Annotated in this window: 19 protein-coding genes; 9 read left to right on the top strand and 10 right to left on the bottom strand. The window is 63.9% G+C overall.

The features are described from left to right. Window positions 1-19 precede the first annotated feature (19 nt). The gene (gene bktB, locus AC07O2_RS03410; protein ID WP_495074344.1) at window positions 20-1,204 is read right to left on the bottom strand and encodes a beta-ketothiolase BktB; all 1,185 of its coding nucleotides are present in this window, start codon (window positions 1,202-1,204) and stop codon (window positions 20-22) included. A 128-nt stretch (window positions 1,205-1,332) separates the two neighbouring features. Between bktB and ppk2 the strand changes: the two genes are divergently transcribed. Continuing rightward, complete coding sequence (ppk2, locus tag AC07O2_RS03405) at window positions 1,333-2,262, top strand: polyphosphate kinase 2 (protein WP_495074343.1); 930 nt, start codon at window positions 1,333-1,335, stop codon at window positions 2,260-2,262. 80 nt (window positions 2,263-2,342) lie between these two features. Here the strand turns inward: ppk2 and AC07O2_RS03400 are convergent, their stop codons facing one another. Further along, window positions 2,343-3,383, bottom strand: a complete 1,041-nt coding sequence (locus tag AC07O2_RS03400) for a zinc-dependent alcohol dehydrogenase family protein (RefSeq protein WP_495074342.1) — start codon at window positions 3,381-3,383, stop codon at window positions 2,343-2,345. A gap of 189 nt (window positions 3,384-3,572) precedes the next feature. Here AC07O2_RS03400 and AC07O2_RS03395 point away from each other — a divergent pair, with 189 nt between their 5' ends. Continuing rightward, window positions 3,573-4,055 (top strand): Lrp/AsnC family transcriptional regulator, encoded by a 483-nt coding sequence (locus tag AC07O2_RS03395; protein ID WP_495074712.1) that lies wholly within the window; start codon window positions 3,573-3,575, stop codon window positions 4,053-4,055. 36 nt (window positions 4,056-4,091) lie between these two features. Here the strand turns inward: AC07O2_RS03395 and AC07O2_RS03390 are convergent, their stop codons facing one another. The 5 genes from AC07O2_RS03390 to AC07O2_RS03370 all read right to left on the bottom strand — a co-directional run bounded on the left by AC07O2_RS03390 (window position 4,092) and on the right by AC07O2_RS03370 (window position 8,871). Next, window positions 4,092-4,844 carry an SDR family NAD(P)-dependent oxidoreductase gene (locus AC07O2_RS03390; RefSeq protein WP_495074341.1) on the bottom strand — a complete coding sequence of 251 codons (753 nt, stop codon included), beginning with the start codon at window positions 4,842-4,844 and terminating at the stop codon, window positions 4,092-4,094. A 74-nt stretch (window positions 4,845-4,918) separates the two neighbouring features. Then, window positions 4,919-5,632, bottom strand: coding sequence for a YebC/PmpR family DNA-binding transcriptional regulator (locus tag AC07O2_RS03385; protein ID WP_495074340.1), 714 nt, complete (start codon window positions 5,630-5,632; stop codon window positions 4,919-4,921). 257 nt (window positions 5,633-5,889) lie between these two features. Further along, window positions 5,890-6,552 (bottom strand): RluA family pseudouridine synthase, encoded by a 663-nt coding sequence (locus AC07O2_RS03380; protein WP_495074339.1) that lies wholly within the window; start codon window positions 6,550-6,552, stop codon window positions 5,890-5,892. After that, on the bottom strand, window positions 6,539-6,802 hold the full coding sequence (locus AC07O2_RS03375) for a VF530 family protein (RefSeq protein WP_495074338.1): 264 nt from the start codon (window positions 6,800-6,802) through the stop codon (window positions 6,539-6,541). The genes AC07O2_RS03380 and AC07O2_RS03375 overlap by 14 nt, the downstream gene beginning before the upstream one ends. Next, window positions 6,799-8,871, bottom strand: coding sequence for a PAS domain-containing hybrid sensor histidine kinase/response regulator (locus AC07O2_RS03370; protein ID WP_495074337.1), 2,073 nt, complete (start codon window positions 8,869-8,871; stop codon window positions 6,799-6,801). Before AC07O2_RS03370 ends, AC07O2_RS03375 begins: the two co-directional genes overlap by 4 nt. 293 nt (window positions 8,872-9,164) lie before the next feature. On the opposite strand from AC07O2_RS03370, the gene AC07O2_RS03365 reads away from it, so the two are divergent. Then, window positions 9,165-11,411, top strand: coding sequence for a putative bifunctional diguanylate cyclase/phosphodiesterase (locus tag AC07O2_RS03365; RefSeq protein WP_495074336.1), 2,247 nt, complete (start codon window positions 9,165-9,167; stop codon window positions 11,409-11,411). 74 nt (window positions 11,412-11,485) lie between these two features. Here AC07O2_RS03365 and AC07O2_RS03360 read toward each other — a convergent pair whose 3' ends face one another. Further along, window positions 11,486-12,955 (bottom strand): hypothetical protein, encoded by a 1,470-nt coding sequence (locus AC07O2_RS03360; RefSeq protein WP_495074335.1) that lies wholly within the window; start codon window positions 12,953-12,955, stop codon window positions 11,486-11,488. Window positions 12,956-13,315: 360 nt separating this feature from the next. Here AC07O2_RS03360 and AC07O2_RS03355 point away from each other — a divergent pair, with 360 nt between their 5' ends. The 6 genes from AC07O2_RS03355 (at window position 13,316) to AC07O2_RS03330 (ending at window position 22,170) form a co-directional block, all read left to right on the top strand. Further along, window positions 13,316-14,710 (top strand): 8-oxoguanine deaminase, encoded by a 1,395-nt coding sequence (locus AC07O2_RS03355; RefSeq protein WP_495074334.1) that lies wholly within the window; start codon window positions 13,316-13,318, stop codon window positions 14,708-14,710. Between the two features lie 134 nt (window positions 14,711-14,844). Beyond that, on the top strand, window positions 14,845-17,025 hold the full coding sequence (gene dinG / locus AC07O2_RS03350; RefSeq protein ID WP_495074333.1) for an ATP-dependent DNA helicase DinG: 2,181 nt from the start codon (window positions 14,845-14,847) through the stop codon (window positions 17,023-17,025). Between the two features lie 170 nt (window positions 17,026-17,195). Next, complete coding sequence (locus AC07O2_RS03345) at window positions 17,196-18,068, top strand: methylglyoxal synthase (RefSeq protein WP_495074332.1); 873 nt, start codon at window positions 17,196-17,198, stop codon at window positions 18,066-18,068. A 119-nt stretch (window positions 18,069-18,187) separates the two neighbouring features. Next, the gene (locus AC07O2_RS03340) at window positions 18,188-19,741 is read left to right on the top strand and encodes an MBOAT family O-acyltransferase (RefSeq protein WP_495074331.1); all 1,554 of its coding nucleotides are present in this window, start codon (window positions 18,188-18,190) and stop codon (window positions 19,739-19,741) included. 12 nt (window positions 19,742-19,753) lie between these two features. After that, window positions 19,754-21,016, top strand: coding sequence for a hypothetical protein (locus AC07O2_RS03335; RefSeq protein WP_495074330.1), 1,263 nt, complete (start codon window positions 19,754-19,756; stop codon window positions 21,014-21,016). 101 nt (window positions 21,017-21,117) lie between these two features. Then, complete coding sequence (locus tag AC07O2_RS03330) at window positions 21,118-22,170, top strand: S1C family serine protease (RefSeq protein ID WP_495074329.1); 1,053 nt, start codon at window positions 21,118-21,120, stop codon at window positions 22,168-22,170. A 61-nt stretch (window positions 22,171-22,231) separates the two neighbouring features. Here AC07O2_RS03330 and AC07O2_RS03325 read toward each other — a convergent pair whose 3' ends face one another. Together AC07O2_RS03325 and AC07O2_RS03320 are read right to left on the bottom strand one after the other, a co-directional pair. Next, complete coding sequence (locus tag AC07O2_RS03325; protein ID WP_495074328.1) at window positions 22,232-22,864, bottom strand: LysE family translocator; 633 nt, start codon at window positions 22,862-22,864, stop codon at window positions 22,232-22,234. A gap of 33 nt (window positions 22,865-22,897) precedes the next feature. Beyond that, window positions 22,898-24,829 (bottom strand): ABC-F family ATP-binding cassette domain-containing protein, encoded by a 1,932-nt coding sequence (locus AC07O2_RS03320; RefSeq protein ID WP_495074327.1) that lies wholly within the window; start codon window positions 24,827-24,829, stop codon window positions 22,898-22,900. Between the last annotated feature and the right edge of the window lie 290 nt (window positions 24,830-25,119).

Here is a 25,119-nt window from a genome sequence, read left to right as displayed (position 1 = left end):
TGTTGCATGCCGTCCGGGTTTACATGCGCTCGAAAATCGCCGCAATCCCCTGGCCGCCGCCGATGCACATTGTGACCAGCGCATAACGGCCCTGGATGCGTTGCAGCTCGTACAAGGCCTTGACGGTGATCACCGCCCCTGTGGCGCCTATCGGGTGGCCTAGCGAGATGCCTGAACCGTTGGGGTTCACCTTGGCCGGGTCCAGCCCCAGGTCCTGGGTCACGGCGCAGGCCTGGGCGGCAAAGGCTTCGTTGGCTTCGATCACGTCCAGGTCCTGCACGGTCAGCCCGGCCAGCTTCAACGCCTTCTGGCTCGCCGGCACCGGGCCTATGCCCATGTACTGTGGGTCGACACCGGCGTGCGCATAGGCCACCAGGCGAGCCAGCGGCTTCAGGCCACGCGCTTCGGCCTGGGACTTTTCCATCAGCAGCACGGCGGCAGCCGCGTCGTTCAGACCGGAGGCATTGCCTGCGGTGACGGTGCCGTTCTCTTTGATGAAGACCGGCTTGAGCTTGGCCATGTCGGTCAGGGTGCAGTTGGGGCGGAAATGTTCATCGTCGGCAAATGCCACATCGCCTTTCTTGGTTTTCAGGACGATGGGCAGGATCTGCTCTTTAAAGTAGCCGGCCTGCGTGGCGCGTTCGGCGCGGTTATGGCTTTCTACCGCCAGCGCATCCTGCGTCTCGCGGCTGATGCCCCATTTCTTGGCGATGTTCTCGGCGGTCACGCCCATGTGGATGTTCTGGAACGGGTCGTGCAGCGCACCGACCATCATGTCCACCATCTGTGTGTCGCCCATGCGCGCGCCCCAGCGGGTGTTCAGCGAGGCGTAGGGCGCGCGGCTCATGCTCTCGGCACCGCCGCCGATGGCGATGTCGGTATCGCCGAGTAAAATCGACTGGGCCGCCGACACGATGGCCTGCAGGCCGGAGCCGCACAGGCGGTTCACGTTAAAGGCCGGCGTTTCCTGACTGCAGCCGCCCTGGATGGCCGCCACGCGCGACAAATACATGTCCTTGGGCTCGGTGTTGACCACATGGCCGAACACCACGTGGCCTACATCGGCACCGTCCACGCCGGCGCGCAGCAGCGCTTCACGCAGCACCTGGCCGCCCAAGGCGCTGGGCGCCTGGTCTTTCAGGCTGCCGCCAAAGGTACCAATGGCGGTGCGCACACCGCTGACTACAACAACTTCACGGGGCATGGGAGTCTCCTTTTTGGAAATGGAAAGCGGAGTATGGTGCCTGTTGCCCGGCACCAGGCTTACACGGTTTTGTCACATAGTTGACATGGATCAAAGCTAAGGTCTTGGGCTATACCTAGCCTAGATCCATGGAGAACGCCTTGAACGCCTATACCGATGAAATGATGCAACGCGTGCACCGCGACCTGCTCGACAGCTATGACGAAGAGCTGGAGATGGAGATCGAAGACCGCCAGCTGGTCGGTCTGGACGGCATGTCGGTCGAAGAGGACAGCCCCAGCCAGAAGGAAGCGCGCCGCCAGTATTTCCGCGAGCTGTTCCGTCTGCAGGCCGAGCTGGTCAAGCTGCAGGACTGGGTGGTGGCCACCGGCCACAAGGTGGTGATCCTGTTCGAAGGCCGCGACGCGGCGGGCAAGGGCGGTGTCATCAAGCGCATCACCCAGCGCCTGAACCCGCGCGTCTGCCGCGTGGCGGCGCTGCCTGCACCGAACGATCGCGAACGCACGCAGTGGTACTTCCAGCGCTATGTATCGCACCTGCCGGCGGCCGGCGAGATCGTGCTGTTCGACCGCAGCTGGTACAACCGCGCGGGGGTGGAGCGGGTCATGGGCTTTTGTACCGACGACCAGTACGAAGAGTTCTTCCGCACCGTACCCGAGTTCGAGCGCATGCTGGTGCGTAGCGGCATCCAACTGGTGAAGTACTGGTTCTCGATTTCCGACCAGGAGCAGCATCTGCGTTTCCTGGGCCGTATCCACGACCCGCTGAAGCAGTGGAAGCTCAGCCCCATGGACTTGGAGTCGCGCCGCCGCTGGGAGGAATACACCAAGGCCAAGGAAGTGATGCTGGACCGCACCCATATCCCCGAGGCACCCTGGTGGGTGGTGCAGGCCGTGGACAAGAAGAAGGCCCGGCTCAACTGCATCCACCACCTGCTGCAGCAAATGCCCTACCAGGAAGTACCACACCCGGCGATCCAGTTGCCCGAGCGCGAGCGGCATGACGACTACATCCGCCAACCCGTGCCGAACGAGATCGTGGTGCCCGAGATCTATTGATCATTTGCCTGGCTGGCCGGCAGAACATAGGCTGCCGCGTGTAGCAGCAAAGGGCTGCTGCGGCGCGATCAGTTAACGGGTCAAAACTCAGTCACCACGGTGACCCCGACGCCTTCGAACTTGTCCATGTTCATCAGTGCGTCGATGGACTGTTGTAAGCTGATCTTTTTGCCAACCAGCTTTTCAGGGGCGAGTTTTCCAGACTGAACCATCTCCAGCATCGCGCCGTAGCGGTGCGCCTGCATGCCGTGGCTGCCCAAGATTTCCAGCTCATGTGCAATCACTTTGTCCATGGGAATGGCGGGCGTGCTGTTTTCCGCCAGCATCAGTCCTACCTGTACGTGCTTGCCTCGCTTGCGCAAATTGCTGATCGAGTTGAAGCATGTCGTTGGGTGTCCAAGCGCGTCCAAGGATACGTGGGCACCACCATGCGTGATCTCCCTGACGGCTTCCACCACATTGGTGGTTTTTATTGCATTGACTGTGGCGACTGCCCCCATAGCTCGGGCGAAGGCCAGCTTTTCGTCTGATATGTCGATGGCGACCACGTTGGCGCCCACAGCGTGGGCAATCATGATGGCAGACAACCCCACACCGCCGCAGCCGTGGACGGCAACCCATTGTCCAGCCGACGCTTTACCCAGGTCAACCACGGCCCGAAACGAGGTGGCAAACCGGCAGCCTAGACTGGCAGCCGTAGCGAAGTCAAGTGACTCCGGCAACTTCACCAAATTGATGTCGGCCTTGTGGATGGACACGTATTCGGCAAACGAGCCCCAATGGGTAAAGCCCGGTTGAAACTGCTTGTCGCACACCTGGTGATTCCCAGAGTGGCATTCTGGACAGGCGCCGCACCCACCGACAAACGGTACGGTGACGCGGTCGCCGGCCTTCCACCGGGTGACGTCTTTACCGACTGTTTCGACCACTCCGGCCAGTTCGTGCCCCGGGATATGGGGCAGCACAATGTCGGTGTCATGCCCCACCCAACCATGCCAATCGCTCCGGCAAACCCCCGTGGCCATGACTTTGACCACCACGCCGTGGTCTTCTGGTGTTGGATCGGGCACCCGCTTGAGCAGAGGTGGCGCGGAAAAGGTTTCAAAAACGACTGCTTTCATCGAATGCTCCTGGATCGAGAGGGATATAGCCATGCAGGTCAAAAGCGTAATGCGCATTTCGCCCCGCGCTCGGTGCCTGCCAAAGTGTAGAGATTGGCCGAGAAATTGCCTGCCTTTTTTATTTCAAAAATAACAAATAATGAGGAGACTATTTCTGTAGATCTATTGAATCTGGAGGATTTTTTCAGAATGAGCGAAATTGACAGGGTCGATGCCAAAATTTTGGAGTTTTTGCAAATGGACGGCAGGTTGTCTAATGCAAAGCTTGCCGAGCAGCTCACTTTGAGCGAGACGCCGTGTTGGCGGCGGGTCAGGCGCCTGGAGGAAATGGGCGTGATCGCCGGTTACCAGGCCAATGTGAACCGGCGCAAAATTGGTTTGGGCGTGATGGCGTTTGTGCAGCTGGTGTGCACGCAGCATGGTGAAGACGTGACTGCAGCGTTTGAAGACCTGATCCAGGCCTGCCCCAATGTCATTGCCTGCCACAACACGACAGGAGAGGCAGATTTCTTGCTGCAAGTGGTCGCCAAAGATCTGGATGACTACAGTCGTTTTGTCGACAAGGTATTGCGAAAGCTGCCCGGCGTACTCAGTATCCGCTCCAACCTGTCTTTGCGGGAGCTGAAGGCGTCCAATTTATTGCCGGTGGGCGAGGTGGCCCGCGCGGGGTAAGTCCCTTGTGCGTGCCTGCTGCTTCTGCGCCGCAAATTACACCCGCACATCCGCCACCGGCTGGCTGCCAAAGTCGGGCCGCTCCAGATAAGCCAGCACGCGGGCAGCCGCCTCCTGCGGCGAGGTCAGCTGGCCCTGGCTGTACAGGCGTTCAAAAGACGCCTGGTCGGCAAAACTGCGGGCATCGGCGCCGCGCAACTGTGCCTGCATGTCGGTGTCGACCACGCCCGGTGCCAGCGAGCACAGCTTGGCGCCATTCGGCAGGCGGGCCTCTTCCAGCACCACGCAGCGCGTGAAATGGTCCAGCCCGGCCTTGGCCGCGCAGTAGGCTGCCGACGAGGCCATGGCGCGCTGGCCCAGTCCGGATGAGATGTTCAGCACCCGGCGCCTGCCTGGCCAGCCGCGCGTTGCGCCCAAGAACGCGGCGGTCAGCAGCATCGGAGCTTCCAATCCCACTCGTAGTGCTTGCGCCAGGTCTGCCGACTCTGCGTCTTGCAGGGGTGTGAGCTGGGCTAGCGTGCCGGCGTTGTTGACCAGCGTGACCGATGCCCACTGCGTGCCGTCGTGCTGCTGCAGCCATTGCCCCAGGCGCGCTGCCACGGGTGTGGCGTCACTCAGGTCGTGCTGCCACTGCGCCACCGCGGCATGTGAGGCGAGGGCCGGGTTGGCCTTGCGTGCAATGCACACCAGATGGTGGCCGGCCTGTGCCAGCTGCTGCGCCATGGCCAGGCCCATGCCGCGCGAGGCGCCCGTCAGTATGGTGAGATGTTGGGCAGATGTCTCAGGCATAAAATAGGGCTCCAGCGCAGGTGGCTGCTGCGGTAGCAGCTATGGATACTGTAGTGAACCTGTTGTGAATCGGATCAACCGCCCAGGCCGGCAAAGATGTTTTGCACATCGTCGTTGGCGTCGATGGCGGCCAGGAAGGCTTCGACTTCTTCCAGCTGCTCTGCGCTCAGGCTGGCCGGGTCGATCGGGTTCTTGGCCTTGTAGCCCAGCTTGGCAGACAGCACGGTAAAGCCATGGGCGGGTAGGGCGCGGCTCACCAGGTCCAGGTCCGCCGGGTCGGTCAGAAACAGGGTGTTGCCTTCGTCCTCGCCGGGCTCGAAGTCTTGCGCTCCGGCTTCGATGGCGGCCAGCTCGGCATCTGCGTCCTTATTGGCGGGCTCGGCTTCGATCATGCCCACGTGGTCGAAGTCCCAGGCGACGGAGCCGGAGGTGCCCAGTTGGCCTTTGCGGAACAGCACGCGCATTTCGGGCGCGGTGCGGTTCACGTTGTCGGTCAGGCATTCAACCATCAGCGGCACGCGGTGCGGCGCGAAGCCTTCGTAGATCACGTGTTCGAAGTTGACGGCCTCACCGGTCAGGCCGGCGCCTTTCTTGATCGCGCGGTCCAGCGTGTCCTTGGGCATGGAGACCTTGCGGGCCTGTTCCACCAGCAGGCGCAGGCGGGCATTGGCTGCCGGGTCGGCGCCGCTGCGTGCGGCGACCATGATGTCTTTAGACAGTTTTCCGAAGGCGCGGCCGCGGGCATTTGCCGCCAGTTCCTTGCCTTTTGCTTTCCACTGTGCGCCCATGTTTATTTGTCCTTGCTGTTGCTGCGCTGTTGTGCGCGGGGATTCGGGTGTGTGCTGGCATGCGCGCGGCGCCAAAAGCCGGGTACATGACCGGAGGGGCTTGGTTATACACCCATCCGTTCCCGGAGGGGAGCCTGCCTCCACTTGCATGAAAAATACGGCTTCAGCGCAGCTAGTACCTGCGCTGCCAGCTATCAATAGTGTAGTAGATCGTGCCTTGGCCCAGGCCAGGTGTACGACTGCGACGGGCGAGACCGCTAGAACGGCGCGGTGCTCTCGAATAGCAGTGCCTCGCCTGTGGCTGGGTGCTGCAGCGCCAACCTGCAGGCATGCAACAGCAGGCGCGGGGCCTGGGCTTGTACGGCGGGCGGGGCGTATAGCGCGTCGCCCAGTATCGGGTGGCCGATGGCCGCCAGGTGCACGCGCAGCTGGTGCGAACGGCCGGTGACGGGCTCCAGCAGTAGCCGTGTGCTGTGCTCTGTGGTGGATAGGGGCTGCCAGCGCGTGCAGCTGGGTTTGCCTTCTGCGGGGTCAATCATGCGCAGCGGCCGGTTCGGCCAGTCCACGCGGATAGCCAGGTCGATCTGGCCCCAGCCGTCGGCATTGGCCGGCGCGGGCAGCTGACCAGCCACCACGGCGGTATAGCGTTTGTCCACCTTGCGGCCGGCGAAGGCGGCGTTCAATAGGCGTTGCATCTCCGGCCCGCGCGCCATCAGCAGCAGGCCGGAGGTGGACATGTCCAGCCGGTGAACTATGAGCGCATCCGGGTACAGCTGCTGCGCGCGGGTGCTCAGGCAGTCCTGCTTGTCCTCGCCGCGGCCGGGCACGGACAGCAGGCCGCTGGGTTTGTTGAATACCAGGAGATGCGGGTCGGCGTAGACCGTGTCCAGGCCGGGGCCAGGGAGGTTAGAGCCGTCCACGGCGTTGTTCACGCTGCATGAAGAGGAACAGGCTTTCGACCTTTTCGCGCGCCCAGGGCGTCTTGCGCAGGAACTTCAGGCTGGAGTTGACGCTGGGGTCGCTGGTGAAGCAGCGGATATTGACCTGCCGGCCCAGTTCCTCCCAACCGTAGGCGGCCACCAGCTGGGTGAGTATGGATTCCAGCGTGACGCCGTGCAGCGGGTTGCGGGCCTGGCTTTGGGGCGGAGTGGGGGTGAAGTCGGCAGTCATGAAGAGGCGTTGTCCAGAATCAGGCGCTGCACGGTAGCACACAGCTCTTCCACGTCGTTCGGCTTGTGGATCAGTGCCTTTACGCCCTCGGCGATGGCGCTTTGCTCGATTTCGGCGGTGATGTAGCCGGATGCCAGCGCCACCGGCAGGTCCGGTCGTATGCGCTGGGCTTCGCGCACCAGGTCCACGCCGCAGTAGCCGGGCATGTTGAAGTCGGTGACCAGCAGGTCGTATTCGGCGGCATTGGCGCGCAGCTCTGCCGCGGCCTTGTTGGGGTCGGAGAAGCCATTCACGCGCAGGCCGCGCCGGCGCAGCAGGCGCTCCACCAGGAACACCAGGGCGTGGTCGTCGTCCACATACATCACGTGCTTGCCCTGCACGCCGGCGCTGGGCGCGGCGGGTGTGGCCGGGGCGGCCGGCGGCGGAGCGGTGACAGTTTCCGAGGCCGGGAAGTACAGGGTGAAGCGGCTGCCCAGGCCGGGCGCGCTTTGCACATCGACAGCGCCCGCATGGCTGCGCATCACCCCGTGCACCACGGCCAGGCCCAGGCCCGTGCCCTGGCCCACCTCTTTGGTGGTGAAGAAAGGTTCAAAAATACGCCGCAGGGTCACGTCGTCCATGCCTTTGCCGCTGTCCAGCACGGCCAGCATGGCGTGCGGGCCGGGCGCCAGGCCGAGGCGGGTGCACAGCCGCGCATCGGGTACCACGCCGGACAGCTCAATGCTGACCACGCCACGTGGCTCCACCGAGGCCTGGATGGCATTGGTACACAGGTTCAGCACGGCCTGCTGCACCTGCACCGGGTCGGCCAGCACCACCGGCGTGTCGGGGTTGATGTGCATGTGCAGCTCTACCGCGGGCGGCAGGGTCACGCGCAGCAGGCGTTCGGTTTCCACCACCACCTCGGCCAGCGACACGGGGCTGCGCCGGGGCGCCTCGTTGCGGCTGAAGGTAAGGATCTGGCGCACCAGGTCACGCGCGCGGCGGCCGGCTTTTTCGATCTCGTGCAGGCTGACCTGGGCCGGCGAATTCGGGCCGGCGTCTTCCTTGGCCAGCTCCACATTGCCGAGAATGGCACTGAGGATGTTGTTGAAATCATGCGCAATGCCACCGGCCATGGTGCCCACGGCCTGCATTTTTTGCGATTCGCGCAGCTGGGCTTCGAGTACGCCGCGCTGGGCTTCGGCGCGCTTGCGGCTGGTCAGGTCGCGGGCGAAGACGGTGGTGGTTTCGCCGGTCGGGTGGCGCTCGAACGACACGCTGACCTCGACCGACAGGGTGCGGCCGCTGGCCGTCAGGGCCTGCATTTCGCCCAGAAAGGCTTGGGTGGAGATCTGGTTCAGGGCCAGGGCGTGCTCGGCGTCCGGGAAGAAGCGCGCCAGCGCGCTGCCTAGCGCCTGCTCGGACGGGCACTGGAACAGGGCCGCCGCCGTGGGGTTGAAGACGGTGATGCGCTGGTCTTTGTCGATGCAGATGATGGCGTCCAGCGCGGAGTTGATCACCGCCTCCAGCCGGCTTTCGCTCATGCGCAACTGTCCGTTACGTTGGCGCAGGGCGGTGGCGCTAAGTTGCAGGGCGCGGCGCTCGGCCAGCAGTGGGCCCTGGTCCACCACCGCGCAGATGTAATGCACCAGGGATTCCTGGGCGCTTTCCAGGCGGGCAATGTGCAGGTCACCCGACATGGTGCCCGTGGGGCCGATGTTGAACACCACCTCGGTGGCTTCACAGTGGCCGTCCACCCGCGCTTCGCGGAAGGCCTGGCGTACCTGCTCGGTACAGCCGGGGCTGACGAAGGGCATCAAAAAGTGCAGCGGCCGGTCGCGCTCGGTGGGTTGGAACAGGCGCTGCGCCATGGCATTGCTTTGCACCACCATGTCGTGGTCGTCCACCACCATCAGGGCCAGGGGTACGCCGGAGAAAAGGGTTTCAAAACGCTCGGACGCGGCTTCGGCCGCAGCCTGGCTGAAGCGCAGCACCTTGTTCTGGCTTTCCAGTTCTGCCTGGTAGGCGCGCAGGTCGCGCACAACTTGCGGCAGTGGGTGGTCCTCAGGCGAGCGGTCTTGCGGCATGGCGTTAGGGGCAATGTACACCCCGGCCGGGGTGGGCGCAGGGCGGTGGTAGCGGGCGGGTCTGCAGGGGATTTCTGTCCCACATTTTGACGACTTCCCAGCGTGAAATGTAACAAAGAAGCTGAAGTGGCTTTGCGGATTCCGCTATTTCAGGTTATTGCAAATCGATGCGGTTTATAGAGCACATCCGGTTACGATAGCGGGCAATCTATTTTCCAAGGTTATTTTGTATACGATTCATGCTGCCCTACACCAGTGACGTTGTTCTTTATTCGCTTCTGGTGAATGCAGTTGTGAACCTGACGATGGGCCTGGCTCTGCTATGGGTATGGCTGGGTCGTCGTAACCAGCTGTTCGCGCGTGACATGGGGGCCGCGCAGCTGGCCCAGTTCCTAGCCCCCTGGGGCTACATCATTAGCCAACGCGCCCAGCCCGCCTGGGCCGGTGCCGGCCTGGCGCTGGTGGTCATCAGCCAGACGGCCAGCATCCTGCTGATGCTGCGCGGCAGTACCCGCTTTGTTGACTGGAAGCTCAGCCGCCGTGAGTGGCAGAGATTCCTTTCCTTATTTCTATTGGCGGACCTGGCGGTGCTGGGATTCCAGCAGCAGCTAGCCCTGGCGTGGCTGGTTCCGGTATTTCTGGTGTGGGCCGGCCTGATGGTCAGCCGCGGCCTGCACCGCAGTGGCAGCACCGAACGAGCCGTCGGCCCGTTGATGCTGCTGTTGGGTGTGCTCGGTGTGGGCCAGACGTTGCTGGCGCAGGACGGCATGGCCGTGCTGCAGACAAATCTGGCCTCGGTGCTGCGCTTGGCCCTGGGCCTGGTGCTGATGTATGTGGCGCTGGAGCGCTCCATCCTGGAGTCGCGCCGTCTGCACAACCGCTTCCAGCGCCTGGTGGAGCGTTCGCACCAGGGCATCATGGTGTGTGCCGGCCCGCATGTACTGTTTGCCAACCCGGCCTTGATGGCCATCTACGGTTTTACCGACCTGGCCAAGGTGGCCCCCGCATCGCTGCTGCAAGGCATTCCGGCGGACGAGGTGGAACAGGTGCACGGCCATCTGCGCCAGTTGAATTCCGGTCGTGCCGACCATGTGCAATGGGAAGGCCTGCGGTACCGCCAGGACGGCTCGGCCGTGTGGCTGCGCTTTTCGGCCTGGCGCACGCGCTGGGACGATGTGAAGGCCATCCAGTTTCTGGTGACGGACCAGACCCGGCGCCGCGAGGTCACGCAGGCCCTGCAGCTGCAAGCCATGTATGACGACCTGACCGGCCTGCCGAACCGGCGCGCCTTGCTGCAGGCGCTGCGTGAGCGCTGTGGCAACCAGCCGCAAGGGGGGCCATTCGGCTTGGTGCTGCTGGGCATAGACCGCTTCAAGCTGTTCAACGAGGCCCATGGCCTGACGGTGGGTGATGAGGTGCTGCAGGCCCTGGTGGCCATGCTGTTGCACGAGATGGGCGAAGGCTGCGGCCTGATGCGTCTGGGTGCAGACGAGTTCGCCTTCGTGGTGTCCTGCGACGAAGATCTGGATCGCCCACAGGCCTTGGCGCGCCAGGTGCAGGCTTTGCTGCAGCGCCCGTTGTTGCTGTCGCAGCATGATTTCTTCATCGACGTGTCCATGGGTATCGCACTCTTCCCGGAGCACGCGCAGGACGCCGAATCCATGCTGCGTGCCGCCAATACCGCCATGCATGTGGCCAAGCGCACGCCGGGCACCTCGGTGGCGCTGGCGGAGGCGCGCTTCGAGCAGGGCTCCAGCGACGTGCTGGAGCAGGAGCAGGCCTTGCGGACGGCCATCGAGCGGCGCGAGTTCAAGCTGTTCTACCAACCCAAGGTGGACGCGCACACTGGCAGCCTGACCAGCTTCGAGGCCCTGGCCCGCTGGGACAGCCCCATGCGCGGCTGGGTCAGTCCCATGGAGTTCATTGCCGTGGCCGAGCGCACTGGGTTGATAGACGACCTGGGCCAGTTGCTGCTGATGCAGGCCTGCGAACAGGTGGCGGACTGGCGTACCCGTTTTGACGATGTGGTGCCGGTGGCCATCAATGTCTCGCCGCTGCAGATGCTGGGCGGTGGCTTTCCGGCGCTGGTGGAAGGCCTGCTGCAGCGCTACGACCTGCCGGCCAAGGCCTTGCTGCTGGAGCTGACCGAGAGTGCAGCGGTGTCCAACCAGGCCGAGGTGCGCGAGCAGATCTTGCGCTTGCGTGCCTTGGGTGTTGGCGTGGGCCTGGACGACTTCGGCACCGGCTTCTCGTCGCTGAATATGCTGCGCAGCCTGCCCGTGCAGTCGGTCAAGATAGACCGTGGCCTGATCGAGCCCCTGCCGGCACCCGATGCCACGGCCGTGGTGCGCGCCGTTTGCCAACTGGCCGTGGCGCTGGACTTGAACGTGGTGGCCGAAGGCATTGAAACCGAGGCCCAGGCCGTGGTGGCGCGCGCCGCGGGCTGCCATGAGCTGCAGGGCTTTTTGTTCGCCCAGCCGCTGACGCCGGACGAAGCCAGCCAGTGGCTGGGCTATGCGCCTGTTGCGGTAGAAGTCTGATGTTTATAAGAAATATGCCGCTAGCGCAGGTAGTTCCTGTGCAGGCAGCTATTTAAACTGTAGCGCCAGCCGTATCAGGCGCGGTGCGAAATCTCTACCACCACGGCGCGCGCGGCCAGGGTCTGCACCAGGTTTTCGGCGGCTGCGCGGTTGCGGGCATCCAGGTTGGCGTCCCACTCGTCCAGCAGATAGACCGGGCTGCTGGTCTTGTCGGTGATCTCCTGGAGTGCGCGCAGCTGGCGTTCGCCGGATGAAAAGCCGCTGTTGCTGGGGGCATCCTCACCATCGCCATCTTCTTCGGCATCGTCTGCTTCATTTCCCTGGGCAAATGCAAATGCCAGCTTGTCGTGCGTAGGCCAGTAAAAAGCCTGCTGGCCCAGCGCTACCTTCAGGGCCGCCAGCAGAGTGGACTTGCCCGAGCCATTGCCGCCGCGCACCATCAGTCGCCCGGCGGGTTGGGCATGCACGGCCTGCAGCACCCCGTCCAGCGCGGTACAGGGCAGGGTGGGGCCGCCCGCTGCCCATTGCAGTTTCAACTCTTCATACGCAATGCGCTGCGTGAAGGCCGCGTCGGGCGCTGGGCGCATGGCGTTGCAGGCGCCGCCTATGCGCGTCCACACGGCGGCCAAGTCGTTCCAACCCGAGGCCAGGTCGTGCATATCGCTGGACAGGGCAATCTGCCGTGGCAGGGTGGCCGCCAGGGCCACCAGTAGGCTGGTATTGCCGGCGTTGTCTCCCGCCACCCAGGCCAGATAGGCGAACAGCGCGGCCAGCGAGACGATGCCGTTGATGGTGGCCAGACCTTCGCGCGCCAGGATGGCGCGGATCTGCGCCGCCAGCGCATCGCGCAGCCGGGTCTTGAAGCCCGCGTGCCACAGGCGAAAGTTGTAGCGGTTGCCGCTGAAGATGTTGTCCCAGGCGCTGTAGGTGTGCGCCGTCATGCGGTTGGTGCTGCGCTGGTGCGCCAGATAGGCCGCGGCCACCGGTTTGCGCAGCAGCCATTGCATTAGCAGCAAGGTGGCAAACACCGCCGCGTAGACCAGGGGTAGCCCGCCGTCTATCGCCACACCCAGCACGGCAGCATTGAACAGCAGGCCGAACAGCAGCTTCAGGTCGGCTTCCAGTTCATAGACCAGCTCGAAGAAGATGTGGAAGGCTTCGTTGGTTAGAAACGGCTCCACCTCTTCACGCTGGTCCTTGTCGCCCAGCAGGCTGGCCTGACCCCGGTTGTCGCGGGCGAAGCGCAGCATGTAGCGGCCAAAGGCGCCAAAGCCGGCGCGCTCGGCAAAAATCCAGCTGCTGGCGCCCAGCACATAGGACGCAGATTGCACGCCTACGATCCACACGAAGTCGGACACCAGAAACACCTTGTCCACCACGTCGCGACCGGCTTCGATGATTAGCCAGGTGGTGCTGGCCGCCAGCGCGGCCTCGGCCATCAGGAACAGCAGCATCCAGAAGAACGGAGCGCAGACCAGAAAGCGCAAAAAGTCACGGTTTTGGTAGGGCGGCAGTGCGGATCGGGGCGTCAGAAGGGCGTGCATAGAGGAGGGCGATGGTACATGGCCGGCATTTACACGGGCTTCGTCACAAAAGCCACGGGCCGTAGCCTTAGAATTCGCACCCAATAGAGGGCGTTAGGGAGGCGCAGGTTTTTTTCTAAGACTTGTCAACCGCCCGTACAGCGCTGCGTTCTAGAGGTGTCTGCAGGTAAATGTGAATTGAATGACAGACGTTTTTATTTTTTCACTCCGAAAGAAGACCATGGCAAAGAAGAAGCACAGCAAGAAACCAGCTAAGAAGTCGGTTGCCAAGTAATTCTTGGGTAGACTTTGGAAAAAACCCGCCTCTGGCGGGTTTTTTTCTGCGCGCTCATTTATCCTCTTCGGCCTATGCACACGCCTATGTCCACGCTTTTGATACGCAATGCCGAATGCTTGGCCACCATGGACGCCCAGGGCCAGGAATGGCGCAATGCCTATGTGTTCATCCGCGGCGGTCATATTGAATCACTAGGGCCCATGGCCGACATGCCGCCCGGCCTGGCCGACAGTGCCGATGAGGTGATAGACGCCACCGGCCACCTGGTGCTGCCCGGCCTGGTCAACACCCACCACCACATGTACCAGAGCCTGACCCGGGCCATCCCCCAGGTGCAGAATGCCGAGCTGTTTGGCTGGCTGCGCGGGCTGTACCCCCTCTGGGCCGGGCTGACGCCCGAGATGGTCCATGTGTCCACCCAGATCGCCATGGCCGAGTTGCTGCTCAGCGGCTGCACCACCAGCAGCGACCATCTCTACATCTACCCCAACGGCGTGCGCCTGGACGACAGCATCCACGCGGCCCGCGAAATCGGCATGCGCTTCACTGCCACCCGGGGCAGCATGAGCGTGGGCGCGTCCCAGGGCGGTCTGCCGCCCGACAGCGTGGTCGAGAATGAAGACGCGATCCTGAAGGACACACAGCGTCTGGTGCAGCAGTACCATGACGCCAGCCATGGCTCCATGCTGCAGGTGGCGGTGGCTCCGTGCTCGCCGTTCAGCGTCAGCCGTGACCTGATGCGTGAGTCGGCCCGTCTCGCGCGCAGCCTGGGTGTGCGCATGCACACCCACCTGGCCGAGAACGACCACGACATCGCCTACAGCCGCGAAAAATTCAACTGCACGCCCGCCCAGTACGCGCAAGAGCTGGGTTGGCTGGGCGACGACGTGTGGCACGCCCACTGCGTGAAGCTGGATGCCGAGGGCATCAGCCTGTACGCCGCCACCCGCACCGGCGTGGCCCATTGCCCCTGCAGCAATATGCGCCTGGCCAGCGGCATTGCGCCCATCCGCAAGATGCTGGACGCCGGCGTGCCCGTCGGCCTGGGCGTGGATGGCAGCGCCAGCAACGACGGCGCCCACATGGTGGCCGAAGCGCGCCAGGCCTTGCTGCTGGCCCGCGTGGGCAAGTCGCTGGAAGCTTTCGGTTGTGATAGCGGGCCAGCCGAAATGACGGCCCGCGACGCGCTGGCCATGGCCACGCGGGGCGGCGCCCAGGTGCTGGGCAGGCAAGACATCGGCCATCTGGCGCCCGGCATGTGCGCCGACCTGGCCCTGTTCGACCTGCGCACCCTGGGCTTTGCCGGCGGTGCAGTGCACGACCCGCTGGGCAGCCTGCTGCTGTGCGCCAGCCCGCAGGCCGCCTACACCGTGGTTAATGGCCGCGTCGTGGTGCGCCAGGGCCAGCTCACCACCGTGGACCTGGGGCCGCTGGTGGAGCGGCACAACCGCCTGGCTCTGCAGCTGGCCCAGGCCTGATTTTTCATTGCTTCAATTTTGATAGCTGCTAGCGTAGGTAAATCCTGCGCTAGAGCCATTTTTTCATATAAACCTGGGCCGATGCAGTCGCTCCGTTAAACTGTAAGCCCATACAGCCCTGCATTTGTCCACCCATGTCGCCCGAAAACCTCGCCCAGTCCGCTCTTGACGCTTTTGACCAGGTGGTGGGCGCAGCGGGCGGCTTTCGCAGCCGGCCCGGCCAGCGGCTGATGGCCGAGCGCGTGGCCCAGACCTTTGCCGAGGCTACGCTGGGCAAGCTGGAGGATGATGACGCCGTCCCCCAGCGCTCCATAGCGGTGATACAGGCCGGTACCGGCGTGGGCAAATCCCTGGCTTACTGCGTGCCGGCCATTGCCCTGGCGCTGTCCCGCAAGACCCGGGTGCTGATCTCCACCGCCACCGTGGCCCTGCAGGAGCAGTTGGTCAGCAAGGATCTGCCTGCACTGGCGGCCCTGATGCCCGAGCCTTTTCGCTTTGGCCTGGCCAAGGGGCGGGGCCGTTATGTGTGCAAGCTCAAGCTGGCGCGCCTGGCCGGCGAGGGCGGTGCGCTGGACGAAGATGATTTTTTCGCCGACGAGTTGGCCGCCGCCGGTGCCCCCCTGGTGCGCCACGATGAAGAAGCCCGCATGCTGCAGTACGCCGGCCTGGCACGCGATCTGGCCAGCGCCACCTGGGATGGTGACCGCGACAACCTGGCCCAGCAGCCCGATGCCGACATCTGGCAACCCATCGCCGCCGAAGCCAGCAGCTGCACCGGCAAGCACTGCCCGGTGTTCAACGGCTGCACGTATTTTGAAAAACGCAAGGAGCTGGTCGGCGCCCAGGTGATCGTGGCCAACCACGACCTGCTGCTGTCCACCCTGGGCACGCGCACCTTGCCCGAGCTGGACAACTGCCTGCTGGTGCTCGACGAGGGCCACCACCTGCCCGCCGTGGCGCTGGACAAATTCTCGTGCTCCATGGACCTGAGCCGGCTGGGCTGGATAGACACCCTGGCCAGCCGCTCCAAGCGCATAGGCTCGCTGATGGCCGTGTCCGAGGTGTCCGAGGTCGGCCGCTATGCATCCCAGCTCAAGCAGACGCTGGAGGAGATCGCCCGCAGCGTGGCCGAGCTGTATGCCCCGGTGCTGAACGAGCCGGCCGGCGCCTACGGCCCGCCGCGCGTGCGCCTACCCAAGGGCGAGCTGCCGCTGATGTTGGTTGAGCCGCTGGGCATGGTCAGCGTGCTGGCCGAGAGCTTTCTGGACGTGCTGAATGCCATCGCCAAGGCCTTGCGCGCCGAGATGAAGGACAACCCCAACGAGGCGCGTCGCCTGTCGGTGCTGTACGCCCAGTTGGGCACGCTGTCGCCTCGGCTGGAGTCGGTGCACGCCACGGCACAGCTGCTGTTGCAGGAGGTTCCAGCCAACCCATCGGGCCCGACTCGCGCCCCGGTGGCCAAATGGTTCACCCTGGCGAACAACGACGGCCGGGTGCAGATCAAGGCCTATGCCAGCCCCATCTTGCCCGGCTCGGCCCTGCGCGGCCAGTTGTGGGCCGGTGTGCGGGCGGCGGTGGTGACATCGGCCACGCTGACCAGCTGCGGCGAGTTTGATTTCTTCCTGCGTGAAACCGGTTTGAAAGAAGACGACGCCACCACCACGCTGGAGGTAGCCAGCCCCTTTGACTACGCCAGCCAAGGCCAGTTTGTCACCGTGCAGACCCTGGCCGACCCGCGCAATGCCAGCGCATTCACCTCCGAGATGGTGCTGGCCCTGGTGCGCGACCTGGCCGATGTGCAGCATGGCGCGCTGTGCCTGTTCACCTCGCGCGACCAGATGCGCCAGGCCGTGCTGGCCTTGCCCGAGGCACTGCGCAGCCTGGTGCTGGTGCAGGGTGACCTGCCGCGCATGCGCCTGATGCAGCAGCACCGTGAACGCGTGCAGGCCGGCCTGGTGTCCATCATCTTTGGCATGCAAAGCTTTGGCGAAGGCCTGGACTTACCGGGGCAGCTGTGCGAAACCGTGTTCATCGCCAAGCTGCCCTTCGCCCCGCCCGACGACCCAGTGGGCGAAGCCCGGGCCGAATGGCTGCGCGGCGTGGGCCGCGACCCGTTTTCTGAGCTGGTGGTGCCGGCCACGGCCATCAAGTTGGCCCAGTGGGCAGGCCGCGCAATCCGCACCGAGACGGACAAGTCCTTCGTCTATTGCTACGACCGGCGCCTGTCCGACACCTCGTACGGCCAGCGCCTGCTGCAAGGCCTGCCGCCGTTTGCCCGCAAGCGCCTGGACGCTCAAGGAAAAGTGTTGGCGTGATATGGCACACCCCCAGGCTCCACACTGCGTGTTTCCGCCCACCCCCTTGCAGGGGGCGATACCAGTGGCCCGGCGAAGCCGGTTCCACGGTATCCCTGGAAGACTCGCATCTGCGCCTGTTTGGGTACTGAAGCACAGTAGCCATTTTTAGGAATTTCAAGGAGACAACCATGCGTTTCGGACTCATTGCCCACCGCCTGCACCGCCAGGGCTCCGACAGCGGTTTGCTGCGCTGGCTGCGCGCCGCCGAACCATCGGTACGCGGACTCAACCTGGGCCTGCACGCTGTCGGCGGCACCTATGACGCGGTGGAACGCTACGGCCTGCTCGACAGCTTCCCCGGCCTGGTGCGCTACCCGAATGGTTTTGAAGGTGGGCTGACGCGCCTGGTCTCGCACATCGTGGGTGGCGTGAACCCCGCGCATGCGCTGGATGGCGTGATCTTCCTGATCGACCCGGTAGACCCTTCCTCGATGTACCCCGAGGCCCTGGCCCTGAAGCGCCAGTGCGTGACCCACGGCAAGCCCTTTCTGGCCACCGAAGCCGCGGCGCTGGAATGGTTGGAGATCGAGGGTTTGCACGCCGGCCTGGCACCAGCCCAAACGTCCGGCAAGGCCCTGCTGGACGCCATGCCGTCCCAGGTGGTGGCGCTGATCGCCCACGATGCGCTGAAGACCCAGATGGTGGAGTTTGCCGGCACGCATTTCGACCTGCTGTCGCGCTACCAGGAACGTGTGGCCACCGGTACCACCGGCGGCTTGCTGAACGCTCTGGCCTGGAGCCGCGGCTGGCCCCGCGACAAGGCCTGGGCCACACCCTACCGCAGCGGCCCGCTAGGCGGCGACGCGCAGATCGCCGAGCGCGTGCTGGACGGCACCTGCCAGAAGGTCATCTTCTTCGAAGATCCGCACGTGGCCCGCCAGCACGAGGCCGACATCCAGCTGATGGAGCGCGCCGTGTGTAGCGCCGGCGAGCGCACCAGCTGCATGAACTCCCCATCCATGGCCTGGCACTGGGCACAGGCGCTGACCCGCGTGGTCTGAGTTTGAGGAAAAATGGCCGCTCGCGCAGATGCAATCTGCGTAGCTAGCTCCTAAATTGCTAGCTATGATGTTGCCGCTGTCGTGTGGTTCGGTGACCGCCAGGAAGCTTTGGGTGCCCCATGCTATTTAATTCGGTCGAGTTTCTGTTTCTGTTCCTGCCGGTCTTGTTGCTGGTGTTTTTTCGCATCGGCCGCTACAGCGTGCGTGCCGGTGCGCTGTGGCTGACGGCCTGCTCGCTGTTTTTCTACGCCTGGTGGAATCCGGCCTATCTGGGTCTGCTGCTGGCGTCGATTGTTTTCAACTACACCGTGGGCTACCGCCTGGCCCAGGGCGATGACATAGGTTCACGCCGTCGCAAGTGGCTGCTGGCGTTTGGCGTGGGGGCAGACCTGGCGCTGCTGGGCTACTACAAGTACGCGGACTTCAGCATCGGCATCGTGAATGCATCCCTGGGCACGGCTTACCCACTGGCAGGCATCGTGTTGCCTCTGGGCATCTCGTTTTTCACCTTCACGCAGATCGCGTTTCTGGTGGATGCGGCACAGGGCAAGGCTAAGGAGTTCAACTTCATCCACTACAGCCTGTTCGTCACTTATTTCCCGCACCTGATCGCCGGGCCGGTGCTGCACCACAAGGAAATGATGCCGCAGTTCACGCGGGCCAGCACCTATCGTTTCCATTCAGAGAATTTCACCGCCGGCTTGACCATGTTTGCGCTGGGCCTGTTCAAAAAAGTGGTGCTGGCCGATGGCGTGGCACCTTACGCCAGCCTGCTGTTCAAGGCGGCGGAGCAGGGCGAGGCCCTGGGCCTGCTGCAGAGCTGGGGCGGTGTGCTGGCCTATACCCTGCAGCTGTATTTCGACTTTTCGGGCTACTGCGACATGGCCATTGGCCTGTCTTTCATGCTGGGCGTGCGGCTGCCGCTGAACTTCAATTCGCCCTACAAGGCCGCCAATATTGCCGATTTCTGGCGGCGCTGGCACATGACGTTGTCGCGCTTTCTGCGCGACTACCTCTACATCCCGCTGGGCGGCAACCGCAAGGGTGTGTCCTGGCGTTACCTGAACCTGATGGCCACCATGCTGCTGGGTGGCTTGTGGCATGGCGCGGGCTGGACCTTTGTTATCTGGGGCGGCCTGCACGGCATGTATCTGGTTCTGCACCAGGGCTGGCAGGCGGTTTGCCGCCAGCGCGGCTGGGACGCCGGGCCCCGTACGGTGGCGGGCCATGCACTGGCCGTGCTGCTGACCTTTCTGGCGGTGGTGGTGGGCTGGGTGTTCTTCCGTGCCAGTACGCTGGATGGCGCGCTGCGCGTGCTGGGCGCCATGCTGGGGCGCGACGGCATCAGCCTGCCGGACGCGATTGGTCTGCGTCTGGGCGGGCTGGGCAACTGGCTGGCACTACTGGGCGTAGCCTTCACCCCGGGAGGCGGGCGTGATTTCGTGATGACTTTTGTGTGGGTGATCGCCTTGCTGCCCATTGTGTTTTTTGCGCCCAACAGCCAGCAGATCATGGGCCGCTTCAAGCCCGCGCTGGACCAGGGCGGCGACGCTGTGCAGGCCCGCTGGCTGTGGGCGCCCAACCGCCGCTGGGGCATGCTGATGGCGGTGGTGCTGGCCTGCGGCCTGCTGCTGCTGACCCGGCCCAGCGAGTTTTTGTACTTTCAGTTTTAAGGCCAGGCACCCATGAAGCGTTATCTTTTGGGTTGGCTGGGCTTGACTGCTGTTCTGGTGCTGCTGGTTGCCGTATTCAATGCGGTGGTGGACCCATATGGCCTGATCCGTAGCGTGGACCGGGCAGGGTTCAATCGCGTCAAACCTGCGGCTGGCGCCCACGGCGCCATGGCCAAGGCTTACCAGGTGCTGCGGGTGCAGCCAGGCGCGTTGGTACTGGGCAATTCGCGGGCCGAAGTGGGCTTCGACCCGCAGCATCCGGCCTGGCCTGCGGCCGCACAACCGGTGTTCAACCTGGCGCTGCCCGGTACAGACACCTCCACCAGTGTGCAGAGCTTGCAGCATGTGCTGGCCAGCCCCGGTGGCCACCCCACGGTAGTGGTCTGGGGCGTTGATTTCATGGACTTTCTGGTGGACCCGCGCATGCCGCCGTCCAGCCCCGCTGGGGCGGGCTCGGGCGGGCGTTGGCTGACGCAGGATGACGGCGCTGTCAACCCAACCCGCTGGCGTCAGCAGCTGCGCGACTATGCGGAATCGACCCTGACCATGGGCGCCTTGCTGGACTCATTGCAGACCCTGGCCAGCCAGCGCAACGCCTATGCCAGCGATCTCACGCCGCTGGGCTTCAACCCCATGCAGGATTACGTCAAGATCTCGGCGGACGAGGGTTACTGGAACGTATTTCGGCAGAAGGACGTGGCCAACCTGCAGGCCTATCTGCGCCGCCCCAAGAGCATTCTGGATGCGGGTGGCCGCTCGTCCTACGCGCTGGAGGACTTGCACCGCGTCATACAGCTGTGCCAGCAGAACGGCATAGAGCTGCACCTGGTGGTCTACCCCTACCACGCCCACTTGCTGGAGATCATGCGCCTCAGCGGGCATTGGCCGGTGTTCGAGGACTGGAAGCGCATGCTGGTGCGTACGGCGGAGCAGGCTTCCGTGCCGGGTCGGCCTGTGCCGCTGTGGGATTTCAGCGGCTTCAACCGCTATGCGAACGAAGATATCCCCCCGCGCGGCGACCGCCATAGCGCCATGCAGTGGTACTGGGAGGCCGGTCACTTCAAGAGTGCGCTGGGCGGACTGGTATTGGACCGTGTGCTGGGGCACGGCGCGCCAGACCCGGCATGGGGTGTGCAATTGCAATCTGCGAACCTGGAATCGCATATCGCCACCCTGCAGGCACAGGAACGGGATTACCGGCTCAGCCATGCAGCCGATGTGCAGGCCTTGGAGGCTTTGGCCAGCCAGGCCAGGGAGCGCATGCCAAGCCGCTGAGCCACCAAGCAGGCTGGGTGTGAATACCCCTAACGTTGTGTCCAGATTGATTTAGGCGCATTCTTTGGAAGCCGGCGTTGGCTGTTTACAAGGAGTCCGCCATGTCCATCGGTACGCACTTGTTTTTAACCCGGACGCGGCGCGCTCTGGGTGTTCTTTTGCTGCTATGGAGCCCCGTATGGGCGGCGGTGGAGCAGCCGCCAGCGGCCATACAGACGGCCGTGGCCGCGCTGACCAAGGCGAATGCAGCCGTGGTAGGTGTGCAGGTCAGCGTGGCAGAGAACGCGCGTTCGGCCCAGACCCTGGGGCAGCAGCGTGCCGGCTCCGGCGTGGTGATTGGTGACGACGGCCTGGTGCTCACCATCGGCTATCTGATGCTGGAAGCACAGACCATCCAAATCACCACCCAGGACAACAAAACCCTGCCGGCACAGGCCGTGGCCTACGACTTGGCCACCGGCTTCGGATTGGTGCGGCCGCTGGTGCCGCTGCGTGGCGTGCAGCCCGTGCCGTTGGGCAGCTTGGGTGAATTGCACAACGGCGAGCCGCTGATGGCCGTGACCGGTCCGCAGCCCAGCGGGGACGGCGGCGACATCACCATGGTTCAGGCGGTGAGTAAGCGGCCATTTTCCGGCTACTGGGAATACCACATTGATGCAGCCCTTTTCACCAGCCCACCCATCAGTAACCACTCAGGCGCGGCCGTGTTCAACCAGAAGGGTGAGCTGATGGGTATAGGCAGCTTGTTTGTGGGCGATGCGTTTGGCAGCAGCCGCGGCGTGCCCGGCAATATGTTTGTACCGGTGGACCTGCTCAAACCCATTCTGGGCGAGATGCAAAAGACCGGCAGCAGCCAGCAAAGCCACCGCCCCTGGGTGGGACTGAGCTCCAGCGAACAGGCCGGCCGGGTGCAGATCGTGAGGGTGAACCAGGAAAGTCCGGCCCAGCAGGCCGGCCTGCAGCCCGGTGACCTGGTGCTGGCGGTGGACGGCGTCAAGGTGACGACCCTCGAGTCGTTCTACAAAAAGTTGTGGGACCACGCCGAGCCCGACGCCTCCATAGAGCTAACGGTGCTGCAGGGCGCCGACATCAAGACCATTGTGCTCAAGGCCGTGGACCGCATGAACACCATGCAGAAGCCTGCAGGGATTTAAGGCACGTTTTAGGCTGCTGGCGCAGATAATACCTGCGCTGATAGCTATCGAATGTATAGCGTCAGGCGTGGCGGCGCACGGTCAGCAAAATGCCGCCCATGGTAGCGAACAGGCCACCGCAGACGCGGTTGACCCAGCGGATGTGGCTGCTGGATGCCAAAAATGGCGCCACCCGGGCCGTGCCCAGGGAGCACAGGGTCAGCACTGACATTTCCATGGCCATGAAGGTGCTGGCCAGGATGGCCATTTGCGAACCCCAGGCGGCTGCCGGGTCCAGAAACTGCGGGAAGAATGCGGCAAAGAACAGCAGCGCCTTGGGGTTGCTGGCACCCACCATCAGGCCCTGCACGTAGCAGGCGCGCAGGCTGGGCAGGGCGACGGAGCCGGCCCGTTCGGGCGTGAATGCCAGCGCCGGGCTGCGCCAAGTCTTGATGCCCAGATAGACCAGATAGGCCGCGCCACAGACCTTGAGCACGGTAAACGCCACTTCAGACGCTGCCAGCACCGCACCCAGGCCAATCGCCGACAGCAGCATGATGCCCAGCGCCGCCGTGATGCTGCCCACACCCGACACCACGCCACGCGCCCAGCCGTGCTGCAGCGCACGGGTAATGCACATCAACATGGTCGGGCCCGGAGACAGCACGAGTACCGCCACGGCGGCGATGTAGAGCAGATAGGTGGACAGAGTCATGGTGGCACCCAGGTTTGCGCGTTGACGCGTGGTTTAAGCGGCGGCTTCGACCTGTTCGGACAGGCTCATCCAGCGTTCTTCCAGCGGGTCCAGCTCGGCCACCACCTGCTTCAGGCGTTTGCTGGCCTGGGCGATTTCGGCGGGCGGCAGCTGGGTCATCAGGCGCTGTTCCAGGCCGTCTTTTTCGGTTTGCAGAGCGGCGATGGATTTGTCGAGCTTTTCCAGCTCGCGCTGCAGGGCCTTGGTATTGACCACGGGCGCGGGTGGAGGTGCTGCCACCACCACGGGGGCCGGTGCGGCACTGGCGTTCTTGGCCTCTTCACGCAGGCGCTTGGATTCGTCCAGCAGGTAGCGCTGGTAGTCGTCCAAGTCGCCGTCAAACGGTTCGACACCACCGCGCGACACCATCCAGAACTCGTCGCAGACCGAGCGCAGCAGAGCCCGGTCATGGCTGACCAGCATCACTGTGCCTTCAAATTCGTTCAGCGCCATGGCCAGCGCTTCGCGGGTGGCCAGGTCCAAGTGGTTGGTTGGCTCATCCAGCAGCAGCAGGTTGGGGCGCTGCCAGACGATCATGCACAGCACCAGGCGGGCTTTTTCGCCACCGCTCATGCTGCCCACGGCCTGTTTCACCATGTCGCCGCTGAAATTGAAGGTGCCCAGAAAGCTGCGCAAGTCCTGCTCGCGCGTGCCCTGGCCAGCCAGCTTGCCGGCGGCGGTGGTTTCCTTCACCAGGCGGATCATGTGTTCCAGCGGGGTGTCGGCCGGGCGCAGCACGTCCAGCTCCTGCTGGGCGAAGTAGCCGATGTTCAGGCCCTTGCCTTCGATGATCTCGCCGTGGATGGGCGTGAGTGCGCGGGCTACCGTCTTCACCAGGGTCGATTTACCTTGGCCGTTGGCGCCCAAGATGCCGATGCGCTGGCCGGCCAGCACCGATTTGCTGACCTTCTGCACGATGACCGTGGGGCCCGTGCCCTCGGGCGCGCCTTCAGGTGGCGGGTAGCCAAAGGTGGCGTCTGACATGGACAGCATCGGGTTGGGCAGGTTGGCGGGCTCTTTGAATTCGAAGGTGAATTCGGCCTCGGCCAGCAGCGGCGCGATCTTCTCCATGCGGTCCAGGGCCTTGACCCGGCTTTGTGCCTGGCGCGCCTTGCTGGCCTGGGCCTTGAAACGGCTGATGAATTTCTGCAGGCGGGCGATCTTCTCTTGCTGCTTGCTGAACGAGGCCTGTTGCTGCTCCATCTTCTCGGCGCGCATGTCCTCGAACTTGGTGTAGTTGCCGCCGTAGCGGTTCAGCTTGGCGGTTTCGATGTGTACGGTGACGTCGGTGATGGCGTCCAGGAATTCACGGTCATGGCTGATCACCAGCAGGGTGCCGGTGTAGCGCTTCAGCCAGGCTTCCAGCCAGACCAGGGCGTCCAAGTCCAAGTGGTTGGTGGGCTCGTCCAGCAGCATCAGGTCGGACGGGCACATCAGCGCACGCGCCAGCTGCAGGCGCATGCGCCAGCCGCCGGAGAAGCTGTTCACCGGGTTGTCGAGTTCGGTGGTCTTGAAGCCCAGGCCCAGGATCAGCGCCTGGGCGCGGGCCTGTGCGTCACCGGAGCCGGCGTCGTACAAGGCCATATAGGCATTGGCCATGCGTTCGCCGTCATCGGTCGCTTCTGCAGCCGCGACTTCCTGCTGGGCGGCTAGCAGGGTCACGTCGCCTTCGATCACGAAGTCGGTGGCACTTTGCTCGGTTTCAGGCATGTCCTGGGCCACCTGGGCCAGGCGCCATTGGGCCGGCACATTGAAGTCGCCGCCATCTTCGTGCAGCGTGCCGTTGAGCAGGGCAAACAGCGTGGATTTACCTGCGCCGTTGCGGCCGACGAGGCCGACTTTTTCACCCGGATTGATGGTGACGTTGGCGCTGTCGAGCAGAACTTTGGCGCTGCGGCGCAGAACTACATTTTTAAGGGTGATCATGACAATGTGACAGCCGTCGGCGGCCGGAAGATAAGAGATGTGGCCTGGACTGCCGCAAGGTGTTGCGGCCGACGGCATACGGGGATTTTAGGCGGCTCGGCCCTGGCTGCTGCGGGAGCCCACCGCCGCGCTTTGCTATGCGAGGAGGAGGGTTTTGTCTCTGCTATTTAAATGATAGCCACTTGCGCAATTGGAATAAGCGCTGCCAGCCTTTTTCCTTAATTTTACAGGAGCGCGCTGCAGCCGGGCCGCAGGTCTGTAAAAATGCCGGGCGATATTCCGCACCAGGC

Source organism: Rhodoferax sp. GW821-FHT10B06, from assembly GCF_059415605.1.
The sequence above is the reverse complement of the archived record's forward strand: the minus strand, read 5'-3'. Positions and strand labels throughout refer to the sequence as shown.

Excerpts from the sequence above, each read along its gene's own strand:
- bktB (WP_495074344.1), bottom strand. The coding sequence starts at position 1,204 with ATGCCCCGTGAAGTTGTTGTAGTCAGCGGTGTGCGCACCGCCATTGGT.
- ppk2 (WP_495074343.1), top strand. The coding sequence starts at position 1,333 with ATGGAGAACGCCTTGAACGCCTATACCGATGAAATGATGCAACGCGTG.
- AC07O2_RS03400 (WP_495074342.1), bottom strand. The coding sequence starts at position 3,383 with ATGAAAGCAGTCGTTTTTGAAACCTTTTCCGCGCCACCTCTGCTCAAG.
- AC07O2_RS03395 (WP_495074712.1), top strand. The coding sequence starts at position 3,573 with ATGAGCGAAATTGACAGGGTCGATGCCAAAATTTTGGAGTTTTTGCAA.
- AC07O2_RS03390 (WP_495074341.1), bottom strand. The coding sequence starts at position 4,844 with ATGCCTGAGACATCTGCCCAACATCTCACCATACTGACGGGCGCCTCG.
- AC07O2_RS03385 (WP_495074340.1), bottom strand. The coding sequence starts at position 5,632 with ATGGGCGCACAGTGGAAAGCAAAAGGCAAGGAACTGGCGGCAAATGCC.
- AC07O2_RS03375 (WP_495074338.1), bottom strand. The coding sequence starts at position 6,802 with ATGACTGCCGACTTCACCCCCACTCCGCCCCAAAGCCAGGCCCGCAAC.
- AC07O2_RS03370 (WP_495074337.1), bottom strand. The coding sequence starts at position 8,871 with ATGCCGCAAGACCGCTCGCCTGAGGACCACCCACTGCCGCAAGTTGTG.
- AC07O2_RS03360 (WP_495074335.1), bottom strand. The coding sequence starts at position 12,955 with ATGCACGCCCTTCTGACGCCCCGATCCGCACTGCCGCCCTACCAAAAC.
- AC07O2_RS03355 (WP_495074334.1), top strand. The coding sequence starts at position 13,316 with ATGTCCACGCTTTTGATACGCAATGCCGAATGCTTGGCCACCATGGAC.
- dinG (WP_495074333.1), top strand. The coding sequence starts at position 14,845 with ATGTCGCCCGAAAACCTCGCCCAGTCCGCTCTTGACGCTTTTGACCAG.
- AC07O2_RS03345 (WP_495074332.1), top strand. The coding sequence starts at position 17,196 with ATGCGTTTCGGACTCATTGCCCACCGCCTGCACCGCCAGGGCTCCGAC.
- AC07O2_RS03340 (WP_495074331.1), top strand. The coding sequence starts at position 18,188 with ATGCTATTTAATTCGGTCGAGTTTCTGTTTCTGTTCCTGCCGGTCTTG.
- AC07O2_RS03335 (WP_495074330.1), top strand. The coding sequence starts at position 19,754 with ATGAAGCGTTATCTTTTGGGTTGGCTGGGCTTGACTGCTGTTCTGGTG.
- AC07O2_RS03330 (WP_495074329.1), top strand. The coding sequence starts at position 21,118 with ATGTCCATCGGTACGCACTTGTTTTTAACCCGGACGCGGCGCGCTCTG.
- AC07O2_RS03325 (WP_495074328.1), bottom strand. The coding sequence starts at position 22,864 with ATGACTCTGTCCACCTATCTGCTCTACATCGCCGCCGTGGCGGTACTC.
- AC07O2_RS03320 (WP_495074327.1), bottom strand. The coding sequence starts at position 24,829 with ATGATCACCCTTAAAAATGTAGTTCTGCGCCGCAGCGCCAAAGTTCTG.